Source organism: Thalassoglobus sp., from assembly GCF_048270125.1.
Classification (GTDB): Bacteria; Planctomycetota; Planctomycetia; order Planctomycetales; family Planctomycetaceae; genus Thalassoglobus.
The window spans coordinates 197,801-217,331 of record NZ_JBLWTN010000005.1 but is presented as its reverse complement, the minus strand read 5'-3'; the positions used below and the strand labels follow the sequence as shown (position 1 = coordinate 217,331).

24 protein-coding genes, 1 tRNA gene and 1 pseudogene are annotated in these 19,531 nt (G+C 54.9%); 7 read left to right on the top strand and 19 right to left on the bottom strand.

All coding sequences use genetic code 11. The features are described from left to right. Position 1: 1 nt before the first annotated feature. The 15 genes and pseudogenes from ACN0YR_RS08625 to ACN0YR_RS08555 all read right to left on the bottom strand — a co-directional run bounded on the left by ACN0YR_RS08625 (position 2) and on the right by ACN0YR_RS08555 (position 8,391). Positions 2-220 (bottom strand): hypothetical protein, encoded by a 219-nt coding sequence (locus tag ACN0YR_RS08625; protein ID WP_417848797.1) that lies wholly within the window; start codon positions 218-220, stop codon positions 2-4. Then, the gene (locus ACN0YR_RS08620; protein WP_417848796.1) at positions 221-634 is read right to left on the bottom strand and encodes a dATP/dGTP diphosphohydrolase domain-containing protein; all 414 of its coding nucleotides are present in this window, start codon (positions 632-634) and stop codon (positions 221-223) included. A gap of 1 nt (position 635) precedes the next feature. Beyond that, the gene (locus ACN0YR_RS08615) at positions 636-1,373 is read right to left on the bottom strand and encodes a hypothetical protein (RefSeq protein WP_417848795.1); all 738 of its coding nucleotides are present in this window, start codon (positions 1,371-1,373) and stop codon (positions 636-638) included. Between the two features lie 121 nt (positions 1,374-1,494). Further along, positions 1,495-1,914, bottom strand: coding sequence for a hypothetical protein (locus tag ACN0YR_RS08610; RefSeq protein ID WP_417848794.1), 420 nt, complete (start codon positions 1,912-1,914; stop codon positions 1,495-1,497). Beyond that, the gene (locus tag ACN0YR_RS08605; protein ID WP_417848793.1) at positions 1,847-2,287 is read right to left on the bottom strand and encodes a hypothetical protein; all 441 of its coding nucleotides are present in this window, start codon (positions 2,285-2,287) and stop codon (positions 1,847-1,849) included. Before ACN0YR_RS08605 ends, ACN0YR_RS08610 begins: the two co-directional genes overlap by 68 nt. Continuing rightward, the gene (locus ACN0YR_RS08600; RefSeq protein WP_417848792.1) at positions 2,266-2,946 is read right to left on the bottom strand and encodes a metallophosphoesterase; all 681 of its coding nucleotides are present in this window, start codon (positions 2,944-2,946) and stop codon (positions 2,266-2,268) included. The genes ACN0YR_RS08605 and ACN0YR_RS08600 overlap by 22 nt, the downstream gene beginning before the upstream one ends. 3 nt (positions 2,947-2,949) lie before the next feature. Beyond that, positions 2,950-3,264 carry a hypothetical protein gene (locus ACN0YR_RS08595; protein WP_417848791.1) on the bottom strand — a complete coding sequence of 105 codons (315 nt, stop codon included), beginning with the start codon at positions 3,262-3,264 and terminating at the stop codon, positions 2,950-2,952. Positions 3,265-3,314: 50 nt separating this feature from the next. Then, positions 3,315-3,569, bottom strand: coding sequence for a hypothetical protein (locus ACN0YR_RS08590; protein WP_417848790.1), 255 nt, complete (start codon positions 3,567-3,569; stop codon positions 3,315-3,317). 64 nt (positions 3,570-3,633) lie between these two features. Then, complete coding sequence (locus ACN0YR_RS08585) at positions 3,634-4,008, bottom strand: hypothetical protein (RefSeq protein ID WP_417848789.1); 375 nt, start codon at positions 4,006-4,008, stop codon at positions 3,634-3,636. A gap of 17 nt (positions 4,009-4,025) precedes the next feature. Further along, a complete protein-coding gene (locus ACN0YR_RS08580; protein ID WP_417848788.1) occupies positions 4,026-5,765 on the bottom strand; it encodes a DEAD/DEAH box helicase family protein in 1,740 nt (579 codons plus the stop codon). Between the two features lie 2 nt (positions 5,766-5,767). After that, the gene (locus ACN0YR_RS08575) at positions 5,768-6,013 is read right to left on the bottom strand and encodes a hypothetical protein (RefSeq protein WP_417848897.1); all 246 of its coding nucleotides are present in this window, start codon (positions 6,011-6,013) and stop codon (positions 5,768-5,770) included. A 47-nt stretch (positions 6,014-6,060) separates the two neighbouring features. After that, positions 6,061-6,417 (bottom strand): annotated as a pseudogene (locus tag ACN0YR_RS08570) (RusA family crossover junction endodeoxyribonuclease); the annotation flags it as partial. A gap of 23 nt (positions 6,418-6,440) precedes the next feature. Then, a complete protein-coding gene (locus tag ACN0YR_RS08565) occupies positions 6,441-6,968 on the bottom strand; it encodes a DUF669 domain-containing protein (protein WP_417848787.1) in 528 nt (175 codons plus the stop codon). 77 nt (positions 6,969-7,045) lie between these two features. Further along, positions 7,046-7,810, bottom strand: a complete 765-nt coding sequence (locus ACN0YR_RS08560; RefSeq protein ID WP_417848786.1) for an ATP-binding protein — start codon at positions 7,808-7,810, stop codon at positions 7,046-7,048. Continuing rightward, positions 7,807-8,391, bottom strand: coding sequence for an RNA polymerase sigma factor (locus tag ACN0YR_RS08555; protein ID WP_417848785.1), 585 nt, complete (start codon positions 8,389-8,391; stop codon positions 7,807-7,809). Before ACN0YR_RS08555 ends, ACN0YR_RS08560 begins: the two co-directional genes overlap by 4 nt. A 402-nt stretch (positions 8,392-8,793) precedes the next feature. On the opposite strand from ACN0YR_RS08555, the gene ACN0YR_RS08550 reads away from it, so the two are divergent. Genes ACN0YR_RS08550 through ACN0YR_RS08540 form a run of 3 tightly spaced genes read left to right on the top strand, consistent with a single transcriptional unit; the run spans position 8,794 to position 11,065 of the window. Then, positions 8,794-9,306, top strand: a complete 513-nt coding sequence (locus tag ACN0YR_RS08550; protein WP_417848784.1) for a sigma-70 family RNA polymerase sigma factor — start codon at positions 8,794-8,796, stop codon at positions 9,304-9,306. After that, entirely contained in the window at positions 9,303-9,563 is a 261-nt protein-coding gene (locus tag ACN0YR_RS08545; RefSeq protein WP_417848783.1) for a hypothetical protein, read from the top strand. Before ACN0YR_RS08550 ends, ACN0YR_RS08545 begins: the two co-directional genes overlap by 4 nt. After that, entirely contained in the window at positions 9,560-11,065 is a 1,506-nt protein-coding gene (locus ACN0YR_RS08540; RefSeq protein ID WP_417848782.1) for a recombinase family protein, read from the top strand. Before ACN0YR_RS08545 ends, ACN0YR_RS08540 begins: the two co-directional genes overlap by 4 nt. Here ACN0YR_RS08540 and ACN0YR_RS08535 read toward each other — a convergent pair. Both ACN0YR_RS08535 and ACN0YR_RS08530 read right to left on the bottom strand, forming a co-directional pair. Then, positions 11,047-11,120 (bottom strand) — tRNA-Pro (locus ACN0YR_RS08535). The two genes, ACN0YR_RS08540 and ACN0YR_RS08535, sit on opposite strands and share 19 nt — an antisense overlap. A 516-nt stretch (positions 11,121-11,636) precedes the next feature. Further along, positions 11,637-12,641 carry a class I SAM-dependent methyltransferase gene (locus ACN0YR_RS08530; RefSeq protein ID WP_417848781.1) on the bottom strand — a complete coding sequence of 335 codons (1,005 nt, stop codon included), beginning with the start codon at positions 12,639-12,641 and terminating at the stop codon, positions 11,637-11,639. Positions 12,642-13,098: 457 nt separating this feature from the next. On the opposite strand from ACN0YR_RS08530, the gene ACN0YR_RS08525 reads away from it, so the two are divergent. The 3 genes from ACN0YR_RS08525 (at position 13,099) to ACN0YR_RS08515 (ending at position 15,937) form a co-directional block, all read left to right on the top strand. Beyond that, positions 13,099-13,899, top strand: coding sequence for a hypothetical protein (locus tag ACN0YR_RS08525; RefSeq protein ID WP_417848780.1), 801 nt, complete (start codon positions 13,099-13,101; stop codon positions 13,897-13,899). A gap of 454 nt (positions 13,900-14,353) precedes the next feature. Continuing rightward, the gene (locus tag ACN0YR_RS08520; RefSeq protein ID WP_417848779.1) at positions 14,354-15,430 is read left to right on the top strand and encodes a hypothetical protein; all 1,077 of its coding nucleotides are present in this window, start codon (positions 14,354-14,356) and stop codon (positions 15,428-15,430) included. 48 nt (positions 15,431-15,478) lie between these two features. Next, on the top strand, positions 15,479-15,937 hold the full coding sequence (locus ACN0YR_RS08515) for a hypothetical protein (protein WP_417848778.1): 459 nt from the start codon (positions 15,479-15,481) through the stop codon (positions 15,935-15,937). Positions 15,938-16,000: 63 nt separating this feature from the next. On the opposite strand, the gene ACN0YR_RS08510 is transcribed toward ACN0YR_RS08515, so the two are convergent. Both ACN0YR_RS08510 and ACN0YR_RS08505 read right to left on the bottom strand, forming a co-directional pair. Then, positions 16,001-16,810 carry an ExeA family protein gene (locus ACN0YR_RS08510; RefSeq protein ID WP_417848777.1) on the bottom strand — a complete coding sequence of 270 codons (810 nt, stop codon included), beginning with the start codon at positions 16,808-16,810 and terminating at the stop codon, positions 16,001-16,003. A gap of 237 nt (positions 16,811-17,047) precedes the next feature. Beyond that, on the bottom strand, positions 17,048-17,443 hold the full coding sequence (locus tag ACN0YR_RS08505; protein ID WP_417848776.1) for a hypothetical protein: 396 nt from the start codon (positions 17,441-17,443) through the stop codon (positions 17,048-17,050). Positions 17,444-17,935: 492 nt separating this feature from the next. On the opposite strand from ACN0YR_RS08505, the gene ACN0YR_RS08500 reads away from it, so the two are divergent. After that, positions 17,936-19,429 carry a family 16 glycoside hydrolase gene (locus ACN0YR_RS08500; RefSeq protein ID WP_417848775.1) on the top strand — a complete coding sequence of 498 codons (1,494 nt, stop codon included), beginning with the start codon at positions 17,936-17,938 and terminating at the stop codon, positions 19,427-19,429. Positions 19,430-19,531: the final 102 nt, after the last annotated feature.

The window sequence follows — 19,531 nt, the reverse complement described above, 5'->3', positions numbered from 1 at the left end:
GTTACCAGTGCTCCTCCCGGAGAATCACCTCGACAACCCGCGCTCCGTGAATCGCGCCAGCATCGCGATTCGCTTCATGCGGATTGCGATAGAGTCGTGGTGCCGGGAGTGAGCCGGGAACGTCGACCAGCAGGAGTTCCGGCGAGCAGCCCGGTTCGTCAATAACGATCGCCCAACCACGGAATGGTCGCGCTGTCGGCTTGGCATGTGCGGTCGGCATTTATCCCTCGGCGGTCTTCGTCTGCGTTTGGATCAATTCGGCTGCTTTACCGACCGGTGGACGGTCATCAATCAGGGAATCTGTTGTCTGTGCGTCAATCAGAATCGCCAGGCACGCGCGTGCATGTGCCAGATGAGAGATGCCGCTCTCCGGATCGTCGTTTTGACGATCAAGCCATTGGGCCAGATGCCGCATGGCTGCCGAGAGATAGATCGATGCCCGGATTGGTTTCACGCGCCAGTTGTAGGCTCCGCCGTATTTATCAGCGCCATGTCCAAACACCACGGCTTCGAGAATGTTGGCGGATTGCGGGACGAGATGCAGAGCAGGCTTCCTGCTTCCAATGACATCCTTCGGGTTCTCGGTAGCGCCATCCGGATGGAAGATGCGGGGCAGATCGTGTTCGGTCATCATCTCAGGCCTTTCCTCCCCATGCTCGAACAGGCGTGGTCACGGCCGCCTTCGCATCCCAGCCATACCGATAGAGCCGTGCTTCAACAGTCGGTTTCGGAATTCCGTTGAGGCGTGCCCATTCCGCGAGTGGTCTGATGATGCCGTCGATTTCAATGTTGCGGTTGGATCGGAGATTCAGTGTCTGTTCCTGTTGAAGTGCCCATCGGCAGTTCTCGGGCGAGTAATCGCCGTTGCCATCGATGCGGTCGATGCTGTGTTTCGGAGATGGACGAGGGGACATGTCAGCCACGAAGGCTTCATATTCATGCCATCTCTGGCAGACTCGAATTCCACGCGCGCCGTAGAACCGGTATCCGGGATTGCCTTCGTTGTAACACCGCTGGAACATGAGGTTCCAAATGTTGTACAGCGGTTTCTGTTTGCGGAATCGGCTGTTGTATTCACGCTGGCAATCACGACAGTCGCTTCGTCGCCCCGATGGTCGCCGCCGTTCTCGATTGAATTCCGATGGAGCCTTTAGCTGACCGCAATGGCTGCATGTGATCTGTGATGGCTCTCCATTGGGCAGGTCGTGTTCGGTCATCAAGTCAGTGTCCTCAGGCGGAGCGAGTGCGGCGATTACAGACCACCACATTCGGGAACTGTCACGTTCCCAGCAGTCCTGGCAGAGTTGAAAGTCGCTGCCGACCGAGTCGGCTGGTTCGAACTCCGTGCGACAGCGAGCGCAGGGAATCGGCATCAGCCTTCCCCGGCGTTGCAGCGGCAACAGAGATTGCAACGGTGGCAATCAGCGCAGCCGGAGCGTTCCTTGCTGCATTCGGTGCAATGGACGATGGCTTGTTCGTTCAAGGCGGTTCCTTTTAATTGGAGAAGAAGTGCGTTAGCGCGGCGACGCAGTCGGCCGGATCAGCGGAGCGTGGCCGTATGACGGGGATTGCCAGTTCGTCGGCGAATGTGCATTCCTGCGTTGCACCGTGGGAGTAGCCGGGAACGCGGAGCAACACGTCGCAGCGGGCCAGCAGTTGGCGGTCGTAGGCCAGCCATGTGTCGTACGGCTTTGGCGAAACGAGATGCCAAGCCAGCGTAAGATGCGGGATCAGCGGAGTGAACCCGGCATCCAGTAGAGCATCGGCGATCCGAATGACCGCGTGCGTGTTCGCGACAGGGTCAGGCTGTGTGTACGGACCCGCAACGTAAATGAGCGGGACATGGTCAGTCGCCGTCTTCCGCCCTGCGATGGCTTTCTGTTGCGGCGAGGTCAGCGTTTGTGGCATTGGCAAGTCCCTGAAAGAAGCGGTGGATCATGGGGCCGTAATACGCATCACGAGCCAGCAGATAGCGTGCTCGCATCACCTTGAGCGATTCCCGGCTGACCGGGTTGTGAACGAGCGGATGGCAGACTTCGAACTTCTCAGGGAGTACATCGTCAGTGACGAATCCCCAGGGCCGGACGGTGATGGCGTCATCGACTCCACCGCCGGCGAACGGAATGACGGGGGTGTATTCGACGGAGAGGTCAACCATCTCCAGCAGTTCCGGCGTGATCCCTTCCTTTGCCAGTTCGTCATCCATAAAGCGTTTCAGGACGTTCAGAATGCTCAAACAGTTGACTCCGCTATGAGAGAAGAGAATCAGCGGCTGTGCAGCAGCCACGGTTCGAAGTACGCCTGCTTGCCGTTGAGCACGATGCCGCAGCCGAGGATTGGTTTGTGGGCGAACTTGCGGCCGTACTCGAACTGCATCCGGCTGGCATCGATGCCGCAGCCGACGGAAAGACCGAACACGCGAAACTCGGGATTGGCCCACCAGCGGACGCCGGCCTGATTGTGGAAGTGGCCGATGACCGTCGAGCGGAAGTTGTCCTTCGCCTGACCGAATGCTGCGTCCTGTCCGCCGCGACCACTGTCACCGTGGGAGTAGATGACGCCATCGATTCGCAACTTGGTGAATCGGGGATGGACGGTCCAATCGACTTCCCACATGTCGGCGTAGTCGCGTAACAGTTCCGGCGGCAGACCAGCCGTGACCGCCTGGCGTTCGGTCAGGGCATCGTGATTCCCGATCAGCCAGTCGGCCTTGGGAAATGCCTTTGTCAGCGATGCCACCTGTCGTTTCGCACGGGCGTATTCGAGCGTGGCGTTCCGTAGGCTGGGACTTTTCTCGTGGTATGAGATGGAGGCCCAGTCCACGAGGTCGCCGATGTGGACCACACGGTTGATCGCATAGCGCTCAGCGATTCGCTGCAGAAAGTCCACGTATCCGGTGCGCATGCCGGGACAATGTGTGTCGCCAATAATCAGGACTCGAGCCAATCGTCAGCCTCGGACAGGTTTGTCAGTTGGGCGCGGCGTGATGCAGGCCACCACCTTCGGGTCGGGATGGCCGTCGCGACGGAGGCGCTGCACGATCGCCAGCACCTCGGGGCGGTTGCGGTACCAGAACACCTCGTCGATCCCATGCAGCAGACGGACGGCTTCGGACAGCGCGGCTTTCTCTTCGTCCGTGGTCGCGAGGTTGTACCGGATATGGGAGTCGTCACGCGGGCCGCATTCGTGAAGGTCGCCTCCGAAGCGGAGGTACGATCCACACTGCGGACATTCGTGGACGTTCATCGTCCAGAAATCGGGCATCAGTCACCGGGCAGCAGGTTGGTGAAAAAGAGTTGCCGCCCGGTCGTGCATCAGAGAATGCGTCCGAGCAGGCTCGCCTTCATGGCGTCGATCGCCTGGCAGGCGATCAGGTGTTCTTCGATCAGAGCGTGGTCGTGCGGGCTACCCATTTCGGCGTCGGCGACCTCCAGCGATTCCGCCAGGGCGCTCAATCCCTCAACCGCCTTGTAGTACGCCTCGCGAATCTCCTGTGCCCGGTGGGCGTCCATCGTGCGGAAGATGTCTCGCAGGTTGCGTTCGCGTTCTTTTTTGGTCTGGTCGGTCATCTTTGGCTCCCGTGTTGGTGGTTGGTCTGCACGTGACACATGGAGCCATGATTTCGGAGAGACATCAAGCGCTGTCGCCAGATGTTTGCGACGATTCTGGCACCGGGCGCGAAGAATCCGCATCAATCAGCAACCTGCAGAGATCAGCGGCCAGAATGAGAACGAGGTCCACCACAACATCCTCGTCCGTGACGTCGTACTGATCATCGTAGTGACGAAGATCGCAAACCAGCATCTCCCACAATCGGTCGAAGCTGATACGGACCACGCCGTACGCCTCCATTCGCGATCGATACGGAGCCGACGCTTGAATCTTCTCACGAATCCGTTCGAGGACATCCTCGATCATCAAAGCCCTCCGTTCGGCTTCGGTACATGGGCCGAAAATCGCATGCAGAAGTTTCTGCTCAGCGGTCATTTCAACTTCGCTTTCAAGCATTGGGTTCCCTTGTTGAATCAGAACGGAACATCATCGAGATCGACCTCGGCCCAGATCGGACTCGGTTCCGGTTTTGGGCCGAGTTTGCAGCTGTGGATACGGTCGAACTTTTCGCCGGCGACGGAGCGGACTGTCACGGATTCCGTATGTGCCAGCGCACCGTTGTTCGCCAGGTCGCACGCCTGTTGAGCGGTGTCGGGGCAGGGATCTGGTGACCGGGCTTTCCACCACTGCTCGGCTTTGCGGCGTGCCCAGCCGGTGTGTTCAAAGCAAATCCATTCGCTCACCCAGTAGTCGAGACCCAGCCGGTAATCGACCCGCAGCGTCTTGGGTGCATCGTCATCGGCGTCTTTTTTAGTGTGGACGCTGAATGTGATGTCCCGGACTTCGAACTCGGCGTCGCTCACCTGGCCGGAGAGGACGCCGGCGTTGGTGGCCTGCGATTCGTGCTTTTTCCGTTCCGGCGGCGGGAACTCGTGTCCGCACTGTGGGCAAATGGAGTACGCCGGTGCGATCAACGCTCGACAGTTTGGACATTCCTTCGCCGGCGCAGGTCCGTCACCATCACCGCGTTTCTCGACAACCTGCAACTGGTCAACCGGACCATGCCGGAGCACGTTCCCGCCGTAGTCGAGAACCAGGCAGTTGGCTTTCCCGAAGTGCAAGCGGAATCCTCGACCAACCATCTGGTAATACAGTCCCGGCGACAGCGTGGGTCTCAACAGCACGACGCAGTCAACATTGGGTGCATCGAACCCGGTCGTCAGGACGTTGACGTTGCACAGGAATTTCAGAGGCGGCTGCTGGAACAGTCCTTTTGATTCACCTCGGAACCGACGCAGCGTCTCATCCCGCTCTCCATCTGGAGTCTCACCGCAGACGAAGCCGCATTCGATACCGTGTCGTTCGTGCAGAACCTGACAGACGTGGCGACCATGCTGCACTCCGCTGGCGAAGATCAGCACGGACTTCCGGTCTTTCGTGACCTCGACGATCTCCGCACACGCGGCCTCGACGAGAGCAGCATCATCCATCGCTGCTTCTACCTCGCTGGCGACGAACTCCCCAGCACGAACATGCAACTGGCTCGTGTCCGCCTTGGCGATCCCGGCTTTGGAGATCAGCGGTGACAGAAATCCGTCGGCAATCAGCTGCCGGACGCCGACCTCAAAGCAAACTGCGTTGAGAAAGTGATCGTCCCGACAGATGGGACCGGCATCGAGCCGAAACGGCGTCGCCGTGAATCCAACGACGCGAACGTGCGGATTCAGCACCTTTGCATCGGCCAGAAACTGCCGATACATCCCTTCGCCATCGGCGGGAATAAGATGGCACTCATCCACGAGGATCAGGTCGAACGCATCCAGATCGCAGGCCCGCTTGTAGACCGTCTGAATCCCCGCCACGATGACTGCGTGCTGAGTGTCCCGGCGTTTCAAGCCGGCAGAGTAAACTCCGACTTTCAGTTCCGGGCAGACCAGCTTCAGTTTGTCGACCGACTGCTGCAGCAGTTCCTTGACGTGTGCCAGGATCAGCACGCGGCCGTTCCAGGTTTGCACAGCGTCACGGCAGATGGTTGCCATGACCGGCGTCTTGCCGCCACCCGTCGGGATCACGACGACCGGGTTGTCATCATGATCCCGCAGGTGCTGGTAAACAGCGTCAACTGCCTGCTGCTGATAAGGACGAAGCGTCACCGCCGCGGGCGGTTTGTCGCCGTGGAGAGTCGATGCGGATGGGATCGCTTCTCGCGGCATGCTCAATAGACCTCATAGACCTTGATGCGGGGCTTGAACCGGCGACGGCGGCTGGGATCACTCCACCAGTCCCAGAACTGGTCCTCGATTTCGTCGAGAATCAGGTCACAGACCTCGTCGGGCGAGCAGGCCTCGCCCGTTTCTTCCGGGGTGGTGATCTTGAACAGGAAGTCGTGTTCGAATCCGAATTCATCGGGATCGAACTCTTCGACCCCCTCGAACTCTTCGAGCGGGACAATGCTGGACATGGCTGGTCGTCTTTGTGATCGGGGATGTACGGGGCGATCTGTATCTCGGCACGGGGCTCGGTGGACTTGTCATGCATCTCGACGACGCCTTTCTTGATCTGGCTGTCGTCAGCGAAAACGCCGGCGTGTTGACACGCGTCCCACAACGCCTTGTGGTAGTTGTCCCAATCGCGACGGCGGCGATCGGGGGGATACAGATCGAGTTGAACTTCAAGTGGGCCAGAAAGAGGCTGGCCGACCCGCCCCGCGAGGAGAGCGCAGACCACTTCGCGGTACTGTCTCCCTTCGCGGCTGAGGAGCGTGCGATAGCCAACATGCCGGTAATACCGGTTGACGCTCGGCGGGAACGGCAGCACAAAACGAAGCACGGCTACCGCGTCTGTCGCACTGTGAGTCAAGGACATAGCGATGTCCCCAGTCGACAGGCTCACGCCCGTTTCCACGGCGGCGTGGAACCGGCATGGCCGGTTTGTGCCTGCGCACCGCTGTCGCGGAGCTTCGGCGATGATGGCCGTAGCTCGGCGGAGCCGTGCGGAGGCACCGGGTCCAGGGCCGTGCCCTGGCGCTTCTTGTAGCTCTTGATGACGTTCGTTAGTTCTTCCGTATCGTCCCGCTTGCGACAGGCGACCTTGGCCACGAGTGGCAGGTCGTGCAGTTCGCACGAGTCCGTCGGTTGCAGGACACCGACTGCCCGGCAGATCGCCGACAACGTCCCCTTGGCAATCTTGACCGTGGTCTCGTTGGCGTTGTTCAGATTGAGCCGGTCCCAGAGCTTCCGTCCCTGGTACGGCCCCTCGATCACCTGCAGTTCGAGTTCGAGATAGGCCCCGTCACCCGCCTTCGTTGGTTTCATTTCCGACGTCGTGATGATGCAGAGATAGTCGCCGTTCGGGATCGGATCGAACGAATCATTCGGTTCCACGGTCTGGGCGTCGAAGCCACGAAGATCAGCCATGTGATGGTCCTTGAATTTGAGGTTGGAGATTCTGTCAGTGCGCAGCGGTGGCGCGGTTCATCAACGGGAAGTGCAAGTCAAGCGGTCTGACCGAGGTGCTCGGCATAGACTCGAAAGTCCAGCGGCATCTCTTCCGGCAGGCTCATCCGGTTCTTCGCCATATGTGCCGGTAGTTCCGTGGTCCGGATGATCCGGTCGCCAGTCCCGATGCCCCGGGTGCGAGTCTTGTCGAACCCTTCCTCGGTCTGCTTCGTGTGGACCTTGTAAGTCGCGAACAGCACCTCGTCGCACCACTCCTGAATCAGCGCTGAAGCGTGCTTATTCAGTCGGGGTGAGTACCGGTCATAAGCATCGGTCTCGGGATTCTCGAACCGCTCGATCTTGGCGTGAGCGATCAGGATGACCATCATGCCCCGCTCGTTCCGGAGGGCATTCAGTCCATCAAGTACTTCTCGCCACGGTTCCAGGGCATACGTGTATCCCTTGGCAAAGCCGTAGTCCTCGATGGACGTGATGTCGCGTCCGCGATCCGTTGTCGGTCGCCGGCGGATGACTTCTTTCCAGATCAATTGCTCCAGCCAGTCAGCGGAATCCACGACGACCGTCTGAAAATCATGAGCCTCCGAATACAGCGCCATCACGGCCGCCATGACGTCATCGAACGACTCCGCCAGCGGGAATCGGGCCGCGTCCAGGTTGCCGAGCCCGTCTTCGGTCTGAATGAACACCGGCTGGGGAGCCATCGCCCCGAACGTGCTCTTGCCGATGCCGTGAACTCCGTAAAGCATCACGCGGCGTGGTTTCTGGTTTCGTCCCGATTCAATCGTCTGCAACAGGCTCATTCGTTCTCCTCGTCGTCAAAGTCATCGAAGTCGTCATCGTGTCCAAATCCGGCAGCGGCAAAGTGGTGGCGCAACTTGCTGAGCCGGTACGAAAGCGTGGTTGTCGCCACACCCAAATGGCGGGCCGCCTCTGTCAGCGTCATCTGCTTGAGCAGCCCCGCGAGTTCCTGCAGGTCGTGCGGCAGCCCCGCCAGCACTTCGTCACAGTCGATGCGGAGATCGATCCGTTCGAAGTCGCTGACTTCCGGCTGACCGCGAATGCCGTCCAGCAGCCCGAATTCTGCACCTTCAGTCAGCGCTTCGTTCCGCTGATAATCGCAGTGCAAACACTGTCGGGATCGCACCAGGTCAACCACCTTGGCGTCCACCAGGTTGGCGATGAACGTCGTGACCTTGCCCTTCGCATCGTCAAAGGACGACCAGCGATCCAGCAGATGAAGCGTCAGTTCCTGACTGATGTCTTCTGCTTCGTCCGGTGCAAAACCGGAAGTGCCGGCAAGTTCGTCTGCCTTTTTGCTGATGTACCAGGTCGCATAGCAGTCGCTCAGCGCGTGGGGATGTCCAAACGGGGATGACGGCATACGTTCTCCACGGGAGAAAGTGGTTCTGCCGCGATCGAAGCTCGCCACCGGGCGGCGGCGGCGACAGCGTTGGAAGCCCAAATGCAGCGTGCCGGGCTGGCTGTCGGTTTCGTGCGATTGCTCGCGGCCTACATAAAGTTATTAGCCGCTCGCAAGTCCGATTGCGCGCTTTTCCGCCAAAGTCACATTGGATTCTACATTGGGGACATGTCCCCAATGTGGACGCAATATTGCGTCCACATTGTGTCCCCGATCATCAATGTGGACGCCACATTGCGCCAATGTGACTTTCATGTCCCCAATGCGGGTGCGTAGAGACTGTGTCCCCGATCAGAGCGGATTCTTTCTCACCGTGGTCAGCACGTCGCTGGCCAGCCAAACCTGTGAGAGGAGAAATCCAAGATGGACACTAAGAACGAACTGACGATCGATGAGAAACTGGACCTGGTCCGCAGCCGCGCTGTGCGATTCGGAATCAAGAGGCACGACCTCGAAGATGCCGTCCAGGATGTCATCATCGACTTGCTGGAATTCACACCAGATCCCAACAAGGCGAACGGTGCTACGGAGTCGACGGTCTTGATTGCGGTCATTGATCGTCGCCTGATGGAGTGGCTCAGGACGCAAAAACGCTATCAAGGCATGCTTGAGCGATGCGGTTCCATGCTGCCGTCCGGCGAAGAATTGGCCTATGACAGCAGTGTTGCTGCGAGTGATGTGGCGATTGACGTCGAGTCCGTGCTTGCCGATCTGCCGGAGTTCGAACGGCAGGTCGGAAAGATGCTTTCTGAAGGGCACTCAGCCTATTCGATCGCGGACGAACTTGGCGTTGGACGTCGCGCCGTCAACTCGGCGATGAACGTGATCCGCGAACGGTTCACCAGTGCGGGTCTCGGTGGCGAGGAACTCGCATGAGTGAGTTCAACAACATCGCGAATCCTGCTTCGTCCGGCGGAGACATGACTGGATTCTCTTCGCCAGATGAGCAAGGAGTGTGTGTGCCCGACCGGCGACCACTGTCGTTGTCCTGGATGACCGACGAAATGCTCACGGAAACCCGGAAACTGTGGTCGCGACGGTACGAGCGAGACATCTCGACGGAGGAAGCCGTCGAGATCCTTCAAAACATCAAACGGTTTGCCGAGATGCTGCTGGAAAGGAGCGAATCATGAATGTGGTTATCTGGTCCCGCGTTTCTTCGCGGGAACAGCGGGAAGGCTATTCGATCGATGCCCAGTTGCGGGCCACGCGCGATCGGGCGGAGAAGAATGGATGGACGGTCGTCCGCGAGTTCTCGGTGGCGGAGTCGGCGAAACGCGGTGCGGAGCGCCATGCGTTCAATGAAATGGTTTCCTGGGTGAAAGCGAACGCGAAGCGGGAAAACCTGCGGGCGATCCTCAGCCACAAGCTCGACCGCGTTTGCCGCAATATGCGGGACGCGGTGCGGATGCAGGAACTGGAGGACAAGCACGGCGTCTCGCTCTCGTTCGTCGACAACGAATTCGGACCAGGACCGGCCGGAGCGTTGTCATTCAATGTGATGGCGGCCGTCGCCCAGTACTACAGCGACAATCTGCGGACCGAGGTGCTGAAGGGAATCGACGAGCGGTCCAAACAAGGCTGGCAGCACGGATTGGCACCGTTCGGCTACGTGAATACCACCGAGGATCGAGACGAGCCAATTCAGCCACATCCGGAGAATGCCAAGGCGGTCGTCAGGTTGTTTGAACTGTATGCGTCCGGCGATCACACCCTCGAATCGATCGGAGACACACTGGCCGACGAAGGATTCGCGTTTAGACCGTCCGCGCCCAGATTTCACCGGACGGCTGTGTCGTACATTCTCAATAATCGGTTCTACATCGGCGAGATTCGTCGGGGAGCGAATCTGTATCAGGGGCGACACCAACCGCTGATTGACCGCTCAACATTCCAGACGTGCCAGGACCGGCTCCAGGGAAAGACCCGCCGCACAAAGGCAAAGATCAATCTGCCGCTCTCCGGCGGACTATTCACCTGCGACCACTGCGGCGCGATGATCACGGGGGAGCGGATCAAGAGGAAATTGAAGGGAGGCGGAGTCCGCCTTCACGACTATTACCGGTGTGCGAACAACTATCCGGATTCAGAGCATCCCAGTGTCCGGTGGCGAGCCGACGATCTGGAAGATGCCATACTCGCCGATCTGGCCAAACTTCGAATGCCGGATGACGAAGTGGCGAACTGGTTCCGGTCATCGCTGCAAGTCGCGTTCTCTCAGATCGGCGACCACCAACGCAATCAGCGGATGGCCTTGAGCAAGCGGCGGAGCGAGTTGGCCACGATGAACGATCGATTGCTCAACGCATTTCTGGCCGGTTCGATCGACGAACCAACGTTCAACGCGAAGCTCGCCGCCCTTCGCGACGAGGCGGCGCAGATCGAGGAAAGGTTGGGCAACGTCGCGACGCTCGAACCGCCCGACGTGCGGGCTGCGCTCGCGGTCTTCGAGTTCTCTCAAAAAATCCCGGAAATCTGGCGCGGTTCAAAGATGCTCGAAAAACGGCGGATCCTCGAAACGCTATCTTTGAACCGCCTGCTCGGCGACGTAACTCTAGTGCTGGAAAAGAGAAAGCCGTTTGACGAACTCGCCAAACGGCCTTCAATCCAGTTGAGTCGGGATGACAGGATTTGAACCTGCGACCTCTTGACCCCCAGTCAAGCGCGCTACCAGGCTGCGCTACATCCCGTGTTTGTGAATGTTAATGTTGCGGAAATCTTTTGGACTCAGCATCAATCACAAGGGGCGTCAGTTTATGTGAATGAGTGGGGTTGTCAATCTACCGGTGGGGGCGGTTGTGATTTCTCGCTCACATCACTGAATACTTTTACATCCGATCCTTTCAAAGCAACCTTAATGCTTGCCATGCCCGTGAAGGTCATTTTTATGTCCTCCTGGACTGCTTGCTATGGGGCTGATCGTGTTGATCAATTTTAGAGTTGCTCTCAGCGAGCAATAGTGCGTCGAGAGACGGAGGGTGTGATTGAACGCTGTGACGATGGGCGAATCAGCGTTTTGTGGCTGTCGATTTTTTGCGGTATCGACGACTCACTCCCAGTGCAATCGTGATCGCAATTTGCCCCGAAATAACGAACGAGATTCAAATCACGAAGCCGTTGCTCACGACCCAGCAGTTGACCGAATTGCTCGAGCCTGAAGTTGAGCAAAGAATGTTTACTGGTGGGCCATTTGTGTTTGTCTGCAATTATGCAGAACGCGCGAGCATCGAATTTGAGGATTCGGCAGTGTAAATCCGGTCGAGAATTTCTTTCCCGGAGAGTGATGCATGGACAGCGATTTTTTCATGCACCACTTGCGCAACGGACGACCAGAGACGTCGGGCTGGCATGGTTGATGTGTAGTGATCGTAGTTTGTGTAGCTATCGAGTGTGTTTTTGACACGATGATAATTTTCGTGTGAAACCTGCATTGGCTTTGCATTTTCGGTCTTTTTAAAGACTGTCCGGACATGCACCGATTTGCTCACCAGATCTGTCCTGACGACTTCGAAGCCTGCTCGTCTTCCGAGGTTTTCCATTGTGTCTGTATTGAAATTGAAGATATGTGCGAAGTGCCAGCGGTTGCAGGGCGTGTGGTACTTACTTTCAACATTCGGGACTTCGACGATTAAGTGACCTCCTTTTTTCAGACCTTTCCAAATCCCCTGAAAAACAGTGAGTGGATCACGAAGGTGTTCGACGACATGGTTCGCAGTCACAACATCGAAGCTGTCTGGCTCGAACATTGTTTCGTCGAACGGACCGATCTTTACGTCGATGCCATACTCCTGAATTGAGAAGCCTCCGTAGCCTTCGTCGGGCTCGATCCCAGAAGCCGCGAACCCTTTTGACTTCAGCAAGTAGACGAACTCTCCGCCACCGGAACCGATATCAAGAACTCGTTGACCAGGCTTTGCAAACTCTTCGATGAGGGGGAGTCGCAGCAATGCCCGTTTTCCAGCTCGATAAATGTGTTTTCGCTTCGGTTGAACGACTCCCTTGTACTTGAGTCGATACTCCTTAGCGTAGTATTCCGCAACTTCTTCAGCTGTGGGAATTGGAGAGATAAAGACGAGTCCACAACCTGTGCAAACAACAGTGTGCAAGTCTTCCCCAGCTCGGCCACGCGTTGCCAACGTTTGATGCTCATCAGATGAGCACAGTGGACAGGTCACGGAAGTGTTTGTTGCAATTGAGGTTATGTCGCTCATATCTCGGCATCCATGCCTGAAGTTCGAAGTGATTGAGAAGGGCATTCGTTGCCTGGCTCAGAACCAGATCGATAGTTTTTATCGCAAATTCTTTCTCCGCTGCAAGATGAATCGTTCTTTCTGGAGCACTTTTTTCACATCGTTATTAATCGGGATTCATCCACTTTGAAGCAATTGGGCCAAAAGGGGCACGATGGACCAAGCTCTCAGCTTATCTGAATGCCACATAATAATGTTCATTTTGCATCAGGTTTCATACTGCGTCTCACGCATTCAGTGAACTCAAGCTGATCGCGAATACGTTTTCGAAACCTAATTTCATCTGCGACCCAACTTAATGAACGGCATACTGGTTATGGAGGCTGCGTGTTTCAGCCTCATCTTGACCTCAAAAGGAGAATTCGATTAGAAGGCTGACTCGTGATTTCGCACCAATACCATGCCGAGAGAGTCGACCGTGAATTCATCAACCTACAATTCAGTGTTTGACGATTGTTTCCATTCCATCCTCAGCGCGGTGGAAAGTGCAAACGTTTCGAATCGTCCGTTTCCACACTTTCTGTTCCAGAACATTCTTCCAGAGTCAGTGTATTTTCGACTCCTCGAAACGTTCCCTCCTATTGAAAACTATTCTGAGCTGGGCAAATACGCAGGAACTGAAGGGCAAACCCGCTATCGTTGCAGCTTAACGCAAGAAGGGCTTCAGGGAATGGATTCTGAAAGCCAGGCGATCTGGAAAGCCGTTCGCGATGCACTCGGACATCCAACAGTCAAAGCGACTGTCTTTCGGCAACTTTCTGAAGGGCTCACCTACCGCTACTCAGTCCCGCGCGAAGAAGTCGAAAATGTGACTGCCTATCCCAAAACCGAAATCTATCACGAAAAATCGGGCTACTCGATCAAACCACATCCCGACACACGCAAAAAAGTTGTCACCATGCAAATCGCATTACCAACTGACGACTCACAGTCTCACTTGGGGACCGAATTCTACCGGCTCAGCCCACTCGGCCTCCTCTCGAAGCCAGTCGGGTTTACCAAAGTGATGACAACGCCTTTCCAACCGAATAGCGGCTACGCGTTCGTCGTCCTGAATACAAAATTCAAACGCAGCTGGCATGGTCGCAGTGAACTCGAAGAGAACAGTGGCGAGCGCAATTCGCTGCTCCACCTCTACTATGGCGACGTGGAAAATGGTGACCACGAAGTCTACGAAAAGTTCTACTCACCAACCCCGCAACTCAAAGCGGCTGCATAAGCGAAAACTTCTCGCTGCGAAAATCTCGCAGGTTCGATGCAAGACATCCTTCACAAGTTCCGTGAAGAGTCAGGTTTTGTCCTGCGAGAACATTCTTGCATGGTATGTTTTGGCGCAATCTCGCGATCTGGTCTTCAGTGAACAGAGCATTAAAAGTGGATTGCAAAAAATTGTAGAAAGTGAGCAGGCAGAAGGATTAGAGCATCCCTCGATGTGGTGTGCAGGTTCTGCCTTTTTTCTACCCACGACTTCTTACCACGCCCGCACGTCAAGTCTCCGAACTCGGCGAAGCATCAGAGATGGCTGTTTTGAGTTAGACGCGAGCGGGGATATGTGAGGAGACTCAGGAGGGTCTTCGCGTTGCAATTTGAACAGGTTTGGCTTACGCTCATTTTTTGTTCTTGCGACAGAATGATTCTGTTTAACATGTACGTCCAAAGTTGAATGATGGGCCATGAGTTTCAGGTTCGTTTTACTTTTACTTCTTACAGCGGCCTTGAGTTCACCTGCCCTCTACGCGGATGAAACAACTCAACTCTTGGATTCCGTTTCGGTCTCTTGGGACGACCATCGTTCCCGCTCAGCGACTTCGAAAATCCACTTCTTATCCGCAGTGATTGGCTGCAAAGAGCAGAAATTCAGTGTGGAAGACGTGCGGCGTCTCGTTGCGGAATTTGAATTTTCTGCCGATGAAAAGTTCATGCTGGAGTTTGTAAGTACGTTCTACCCCGAGGTGATTGAACGGCACCGACAGCATGATCAATCGACCGGGCCCTGGGATCTGTGGGATGATGTCGTCCTCTTGGATGATGGAGTCAACAAACGGAGCATCGGTCGACACAATGAGCACATTGTGGCTCGTGGACTGCATCTGATGTATTCGAAGCATTTGTCGCAACAGATCACCGCCTTCGAGAAAGGGCGTTGCATGGTCTACTTCTATGACCGTGAATGGTTTCTGGGAATCCCTGCTGCACAGATTCTCGGACAAGTAGAGGTCGCTCAAGCTGAAGCGAATTCGTTGAAGCTATCGGGGAAGAAATCAGGGGATTGGGTTCTCGATGGAGAAACGCATTTGCCGATTTCACAAACATCGATGGACGATCAATCCAAGTTTGGTCGACTTACCTATTACAAACTTCCCACTGTTTTTCCAGGAGATGTGACTGCGCCAGCTATCCGTGTCGAGATCGACTTTCGAGATGGAATCGCTCAAAAAGCAGAGTTAACCGCGATTGTCGATGCCGAATTCAATCTCGATATCCCGCAAGCAGCGTTTGTCGTGCCAGTGAAAGAGGGCGCTGTGATGGTCGATCAAAGATCAGAGGAACGCCATGCTCGCGCACTCAAACACAGCATCGAAAATGCCGCGGAATATTTCCTGGCAAATGGAATCGCACGCAAGACTGTCGCGGCGACTCCAGACCCTGGGTCGCAAAGAAAATTCGACTGGAAGGCATTTTTTTTGATTGCCAACGGAATCTCTCTGATTGTTTTGGGAGTGGTTCTCTGGCGCAGGTCAGCGAATTAGATATTACTGTTTTCAACCACAGCCTGTTTTCGTCACGAGTGTGAAAGAATGTTGTACTACAAAGCGTTGAGTTTGGTTTTGATTTGCACGGGGGGAGTGTCACTCCTGAACGGTGTCTCACCTCAAGTCATTGCAGGTGTTCAATGCCAGGGTGGACAAGTCTTCGACGGTACCATTTGTGATCCGGCACATGCCCGACAAATGCACATGGTGATCAGCGCCAACATGCGTTGTGAAGATGATTCCTCAGGGACGAACTGCCACCCCACAGAAAGATCACAGTGCGGAACGCTCGAAGGCTACCAGTTCGCCGTGCGCGGAATGTGTGTCACAACGATGGAGTCGAGTGACGAATTTGGGTGTCAAGAAAATTCCGGGGCGACGTTCGTTCCTGTCGATTACTATTCATCGACCTGCAAATACAAAGATGGAGCATGTGTGTGCATGCTGATCGGATCGACAGTTCATCCAACCCAATACTCCGAGCAATGTAGTTGCTCTCAGTAATAGGTTCTCATGCAGAGCAGTCGACGCGATACATCCCGTGAAACGCAAAGCGTCACTATTCATTCAAGCTTGAATGCAAACAAGTTCATCTGCAGCAGCTTCGACCTCAACAGGAGAAATGAGCGGAAGTTGATCGACGAACCCGACCAATAGAGCAAGGTCACATAGTTGATTGATTCGGCGAGGGACACCTTGAGCGAGTTCCCAGATCGTTCGAACTGCTCGCTGATCGAAAATCTCTTCAGCTCCGGCTGCTCCGAGCCGATCCGCAATATATGTTTGAACTTGCTCATATGTGAGTGGCTGTAAAGCCATCCGCACCGAGGCACGCTGATCAAGCGCTTTGATTCGCTGAACACGAGACAAAAGGTCCGACCTTCCAGACAGGATCATCGAGAATCGACACGTTCCTTGTTCATGCAGGTTCAGTAACAGCCTCAGAACATCGAGATGTTCGACATCGAGCAAATGAGCGTCGTCAATCACAAAAACCGGGTGCCCATTGTTCTTCGCGATTTCGCGAAGCTTTTCTTCCACCTGAATGAGAACACTTTCGGTCGCAGTCACGTTTGCCGTCTGGATTCCTAAACGCATTGCGAAGTAGTTCAGAATCTCTCCCGGTGCAAGACAGGGAAAGACCAGACGAATGAAGGGACCGATTCCATCGTCATGGCACTCTCGTTCCAGAACATGCGTAAGATACGTCTTCCCCAGACCATGATCACCAAGCAGAAGTCCGATCCCCTTGTTCTGTTGAATCAGGTAGCGCAGCTTCAACAAGCTTGCCTGATGGGACGGACTGGCTGAGTAGAAATCTGGATACGCCCCATCTTCGAAAGGTCGTGAACTCAGTTTCCAATACACCTCGTACATAGTTCCACTTTCCACGATTCAGCAGCGAGTTGCCACTTTGATTATTGGTCCTGAGTTCGATCGATTGCTCCGTCGAGCTTTGATTTTCCTGCTAGAGCAGTTTGCTCTACCGTGTGCCCGTGATGCTCACTTTCGAGACTTCGCAGACTGCTTGCCACAAGGCAGAACGTAAAGATCAATATTGGATTTACTATTGCATTGGATTTGCTATTGCTGAAAACAGAGAAGGGCGGACGACTACTCTTCTTCAGGCTCTATCGAGCCAACCAACCAGACAACAGGACGAGCAACTTCGTCTTCCCTCTCAAATGAAATTTGGACAACTTGAGAATCTTGATGTACTGCTCGCTCATCAACTTCGTTTTGCTGGGTACTTGCTTGGGATGTTTCATTCAGGTGTGAGTGAGTCGACTTGGATTGCAACTCCTTCAACGGACTACCTGAAGCGACTTCAAGTTGGTTGGGCTCTGGAAGATCTTCGCGACTGCGAAACACATTCTCAGTTTTGTGCGATCCGAGCCTTGCACGCACCGAAGCATTTTCGTGACGAGTGTCGCGAAAAGAGGATGCTCCGCCAACGATGAGTATCGCTGCCAACCAAAACCAGAATTGCTGTTTTTTCCATGGATTCATTCCATGCACTCCCTGCCTTGCGCTGGAATTTGTGCGACTGCCGGTTGAAGGTCTTCTCCGCGATCGATCTCAACGAAACCTTTAATCAAACTGCAAACACAAGCGTCTCCGGGTGGAAACTCAGGAACGAGTTCGTGCGGTACCGATCACTCTAAACTTTCAACCTTCAGCTGTGCCCTGTCGAGTTTTGAAAATCTCGCTGCAATCCGTTTATCGAGAGGCCCTTCTCATATCGAGGGAGCATTCATCCCTCGACCATCGCGACCCAAACGATTCTTCACCTTATCGCAGTGTTCACAAAATTCGTGGTCTTCATCGACAACGTTTTGGAAGGACCGCGCCATCTCTTAAATCGGCTAGCTGCCGTCCGAACTTAACAATATTGCCGATTGTAAAGGTTTTGCAGGGATCGAATCGCTTGAAGTAGCAGGTGGGAGAGGGCGATACTACGGGACGAATCAAAATTCCTGTTCTCATGGAGACTTGTGCCAGATGTACACCTTGAAATCTTCTCACCCCATATTGCCTAAGCTTTCTATTCCGGGGCTCGCTATCGTCGCCTGCCTTTTGAGTTCGCCAGCAACCTCTCTCTCTGCCGATGCAGATCCCTACGGCGGGTTCAAAATGGGAATTCAGAGTTATTCACTTCGTGGATTTGATGTCGACGAAGCATTAAAGCATTCGGAAAAACTCGGCCTGAAGTACTGGGAGGCCTACCCCAAGCACATTCCGATCTCGACAGTCCCCGCTCACATCAAGGAGCAGAAAGCGAAACTTGCAAATTCCGGAGTTACGCTCGCTGCGTATGGAGTCGTTGGATTTGATGCCAATGAAACCAAAGCTCGCGAAGTCTTTGATTTTGCGAAAGCGATGGGACTCAAATCGATCAGTGCGAATCCGAAAAAGGATACAGCGACCTTTGACCTGCTCGAAAAGCTCGTCGAGGAATACCAGATTCCGATCGCGATCCATAACCATGGTCCCGGGGCTTTGTACGACAAGGTTGATGACATTCTAGAAATGGTCGACGGTCGCAGCCCGCTCTTGGGAGCCTGCGTTGATACCGGTCACTACTTGCGAAGCAATGAAGATCCTGTGGAAGTGATTCAAAAGCTTGGCAAGCGGGTTTTCGGTGTTCACTTCAAGGACGTTCGCACCATCCGTTCTGAGGAAGAGAAAGCGAAGCTCATGGCTGTGCTGCCGAAGAACAGAGCCAATCACCTCGAAAAAGAGGGCAAGATCTTTACGATTCTCGGCGAAGGAGAATTGAACATCGTGGGGGTGTTGCGGGCGCTTCGAGAAATTGGATACACCAACCCGATCTCGCTGGAATACGAAGAGAACCCACAGAATCCTCTCTCTGATATTGAGCTTTGTCTGGCAGCTGTCCGCGAAGGTGTTGCCTATCTGGACAGTAATGACGAAGGCTTCACACAAATCTGGGATGGTAAGACATTTGATGGCTGGAAGATCAACGAATCTCCAGACACCTGGAAAATTGTCGACGGTGCGATCGTTTGTCAGGGACCTCGCAGCCATCTCTTCTACGTCGGAGACGGTACTCCGTTCAAGAACTTTGAACTCAAAGTTGATGTCATGGCTGAGCCCAACAGCAACGGTGGAATCTACTTCCACACGGAATTTCAGGAGAGCGGCTGGCCTGAAAAAGGATTCGAAACTCAGGTCAATAACACCTATAAAAAAGATCCTCGCAAAACAGGAGGTTTGTACGCAGTCGACGATGTTACGGAACAGTTGATCCCTGACAACACGTGGTGGACTCAGCACATCATCGTCAAAGGTAAACGCGTCATTATTAAAATCGATGGAAAGGTCGCCACTGACTACACCGAGCCTGAAAACTCAACAGGTCAGCCAGACCAGCCGAAACGCCGAATCGACAAAGGAACTTTTGCTCTCCAGGGACACGACCCGCACAGCACTGTCCACTTCAAAAATCTCCGCGTGAAGAAGCTCGCTGACTGAGACAGCGAAGAGATCTTTTCAACATCACCTTGGCAGTCTGCCTCGTGGAGATCCGCGTTTTTTCTCAAAGAACCGAATCTTCACGGGTGCAGAAAACGTGTC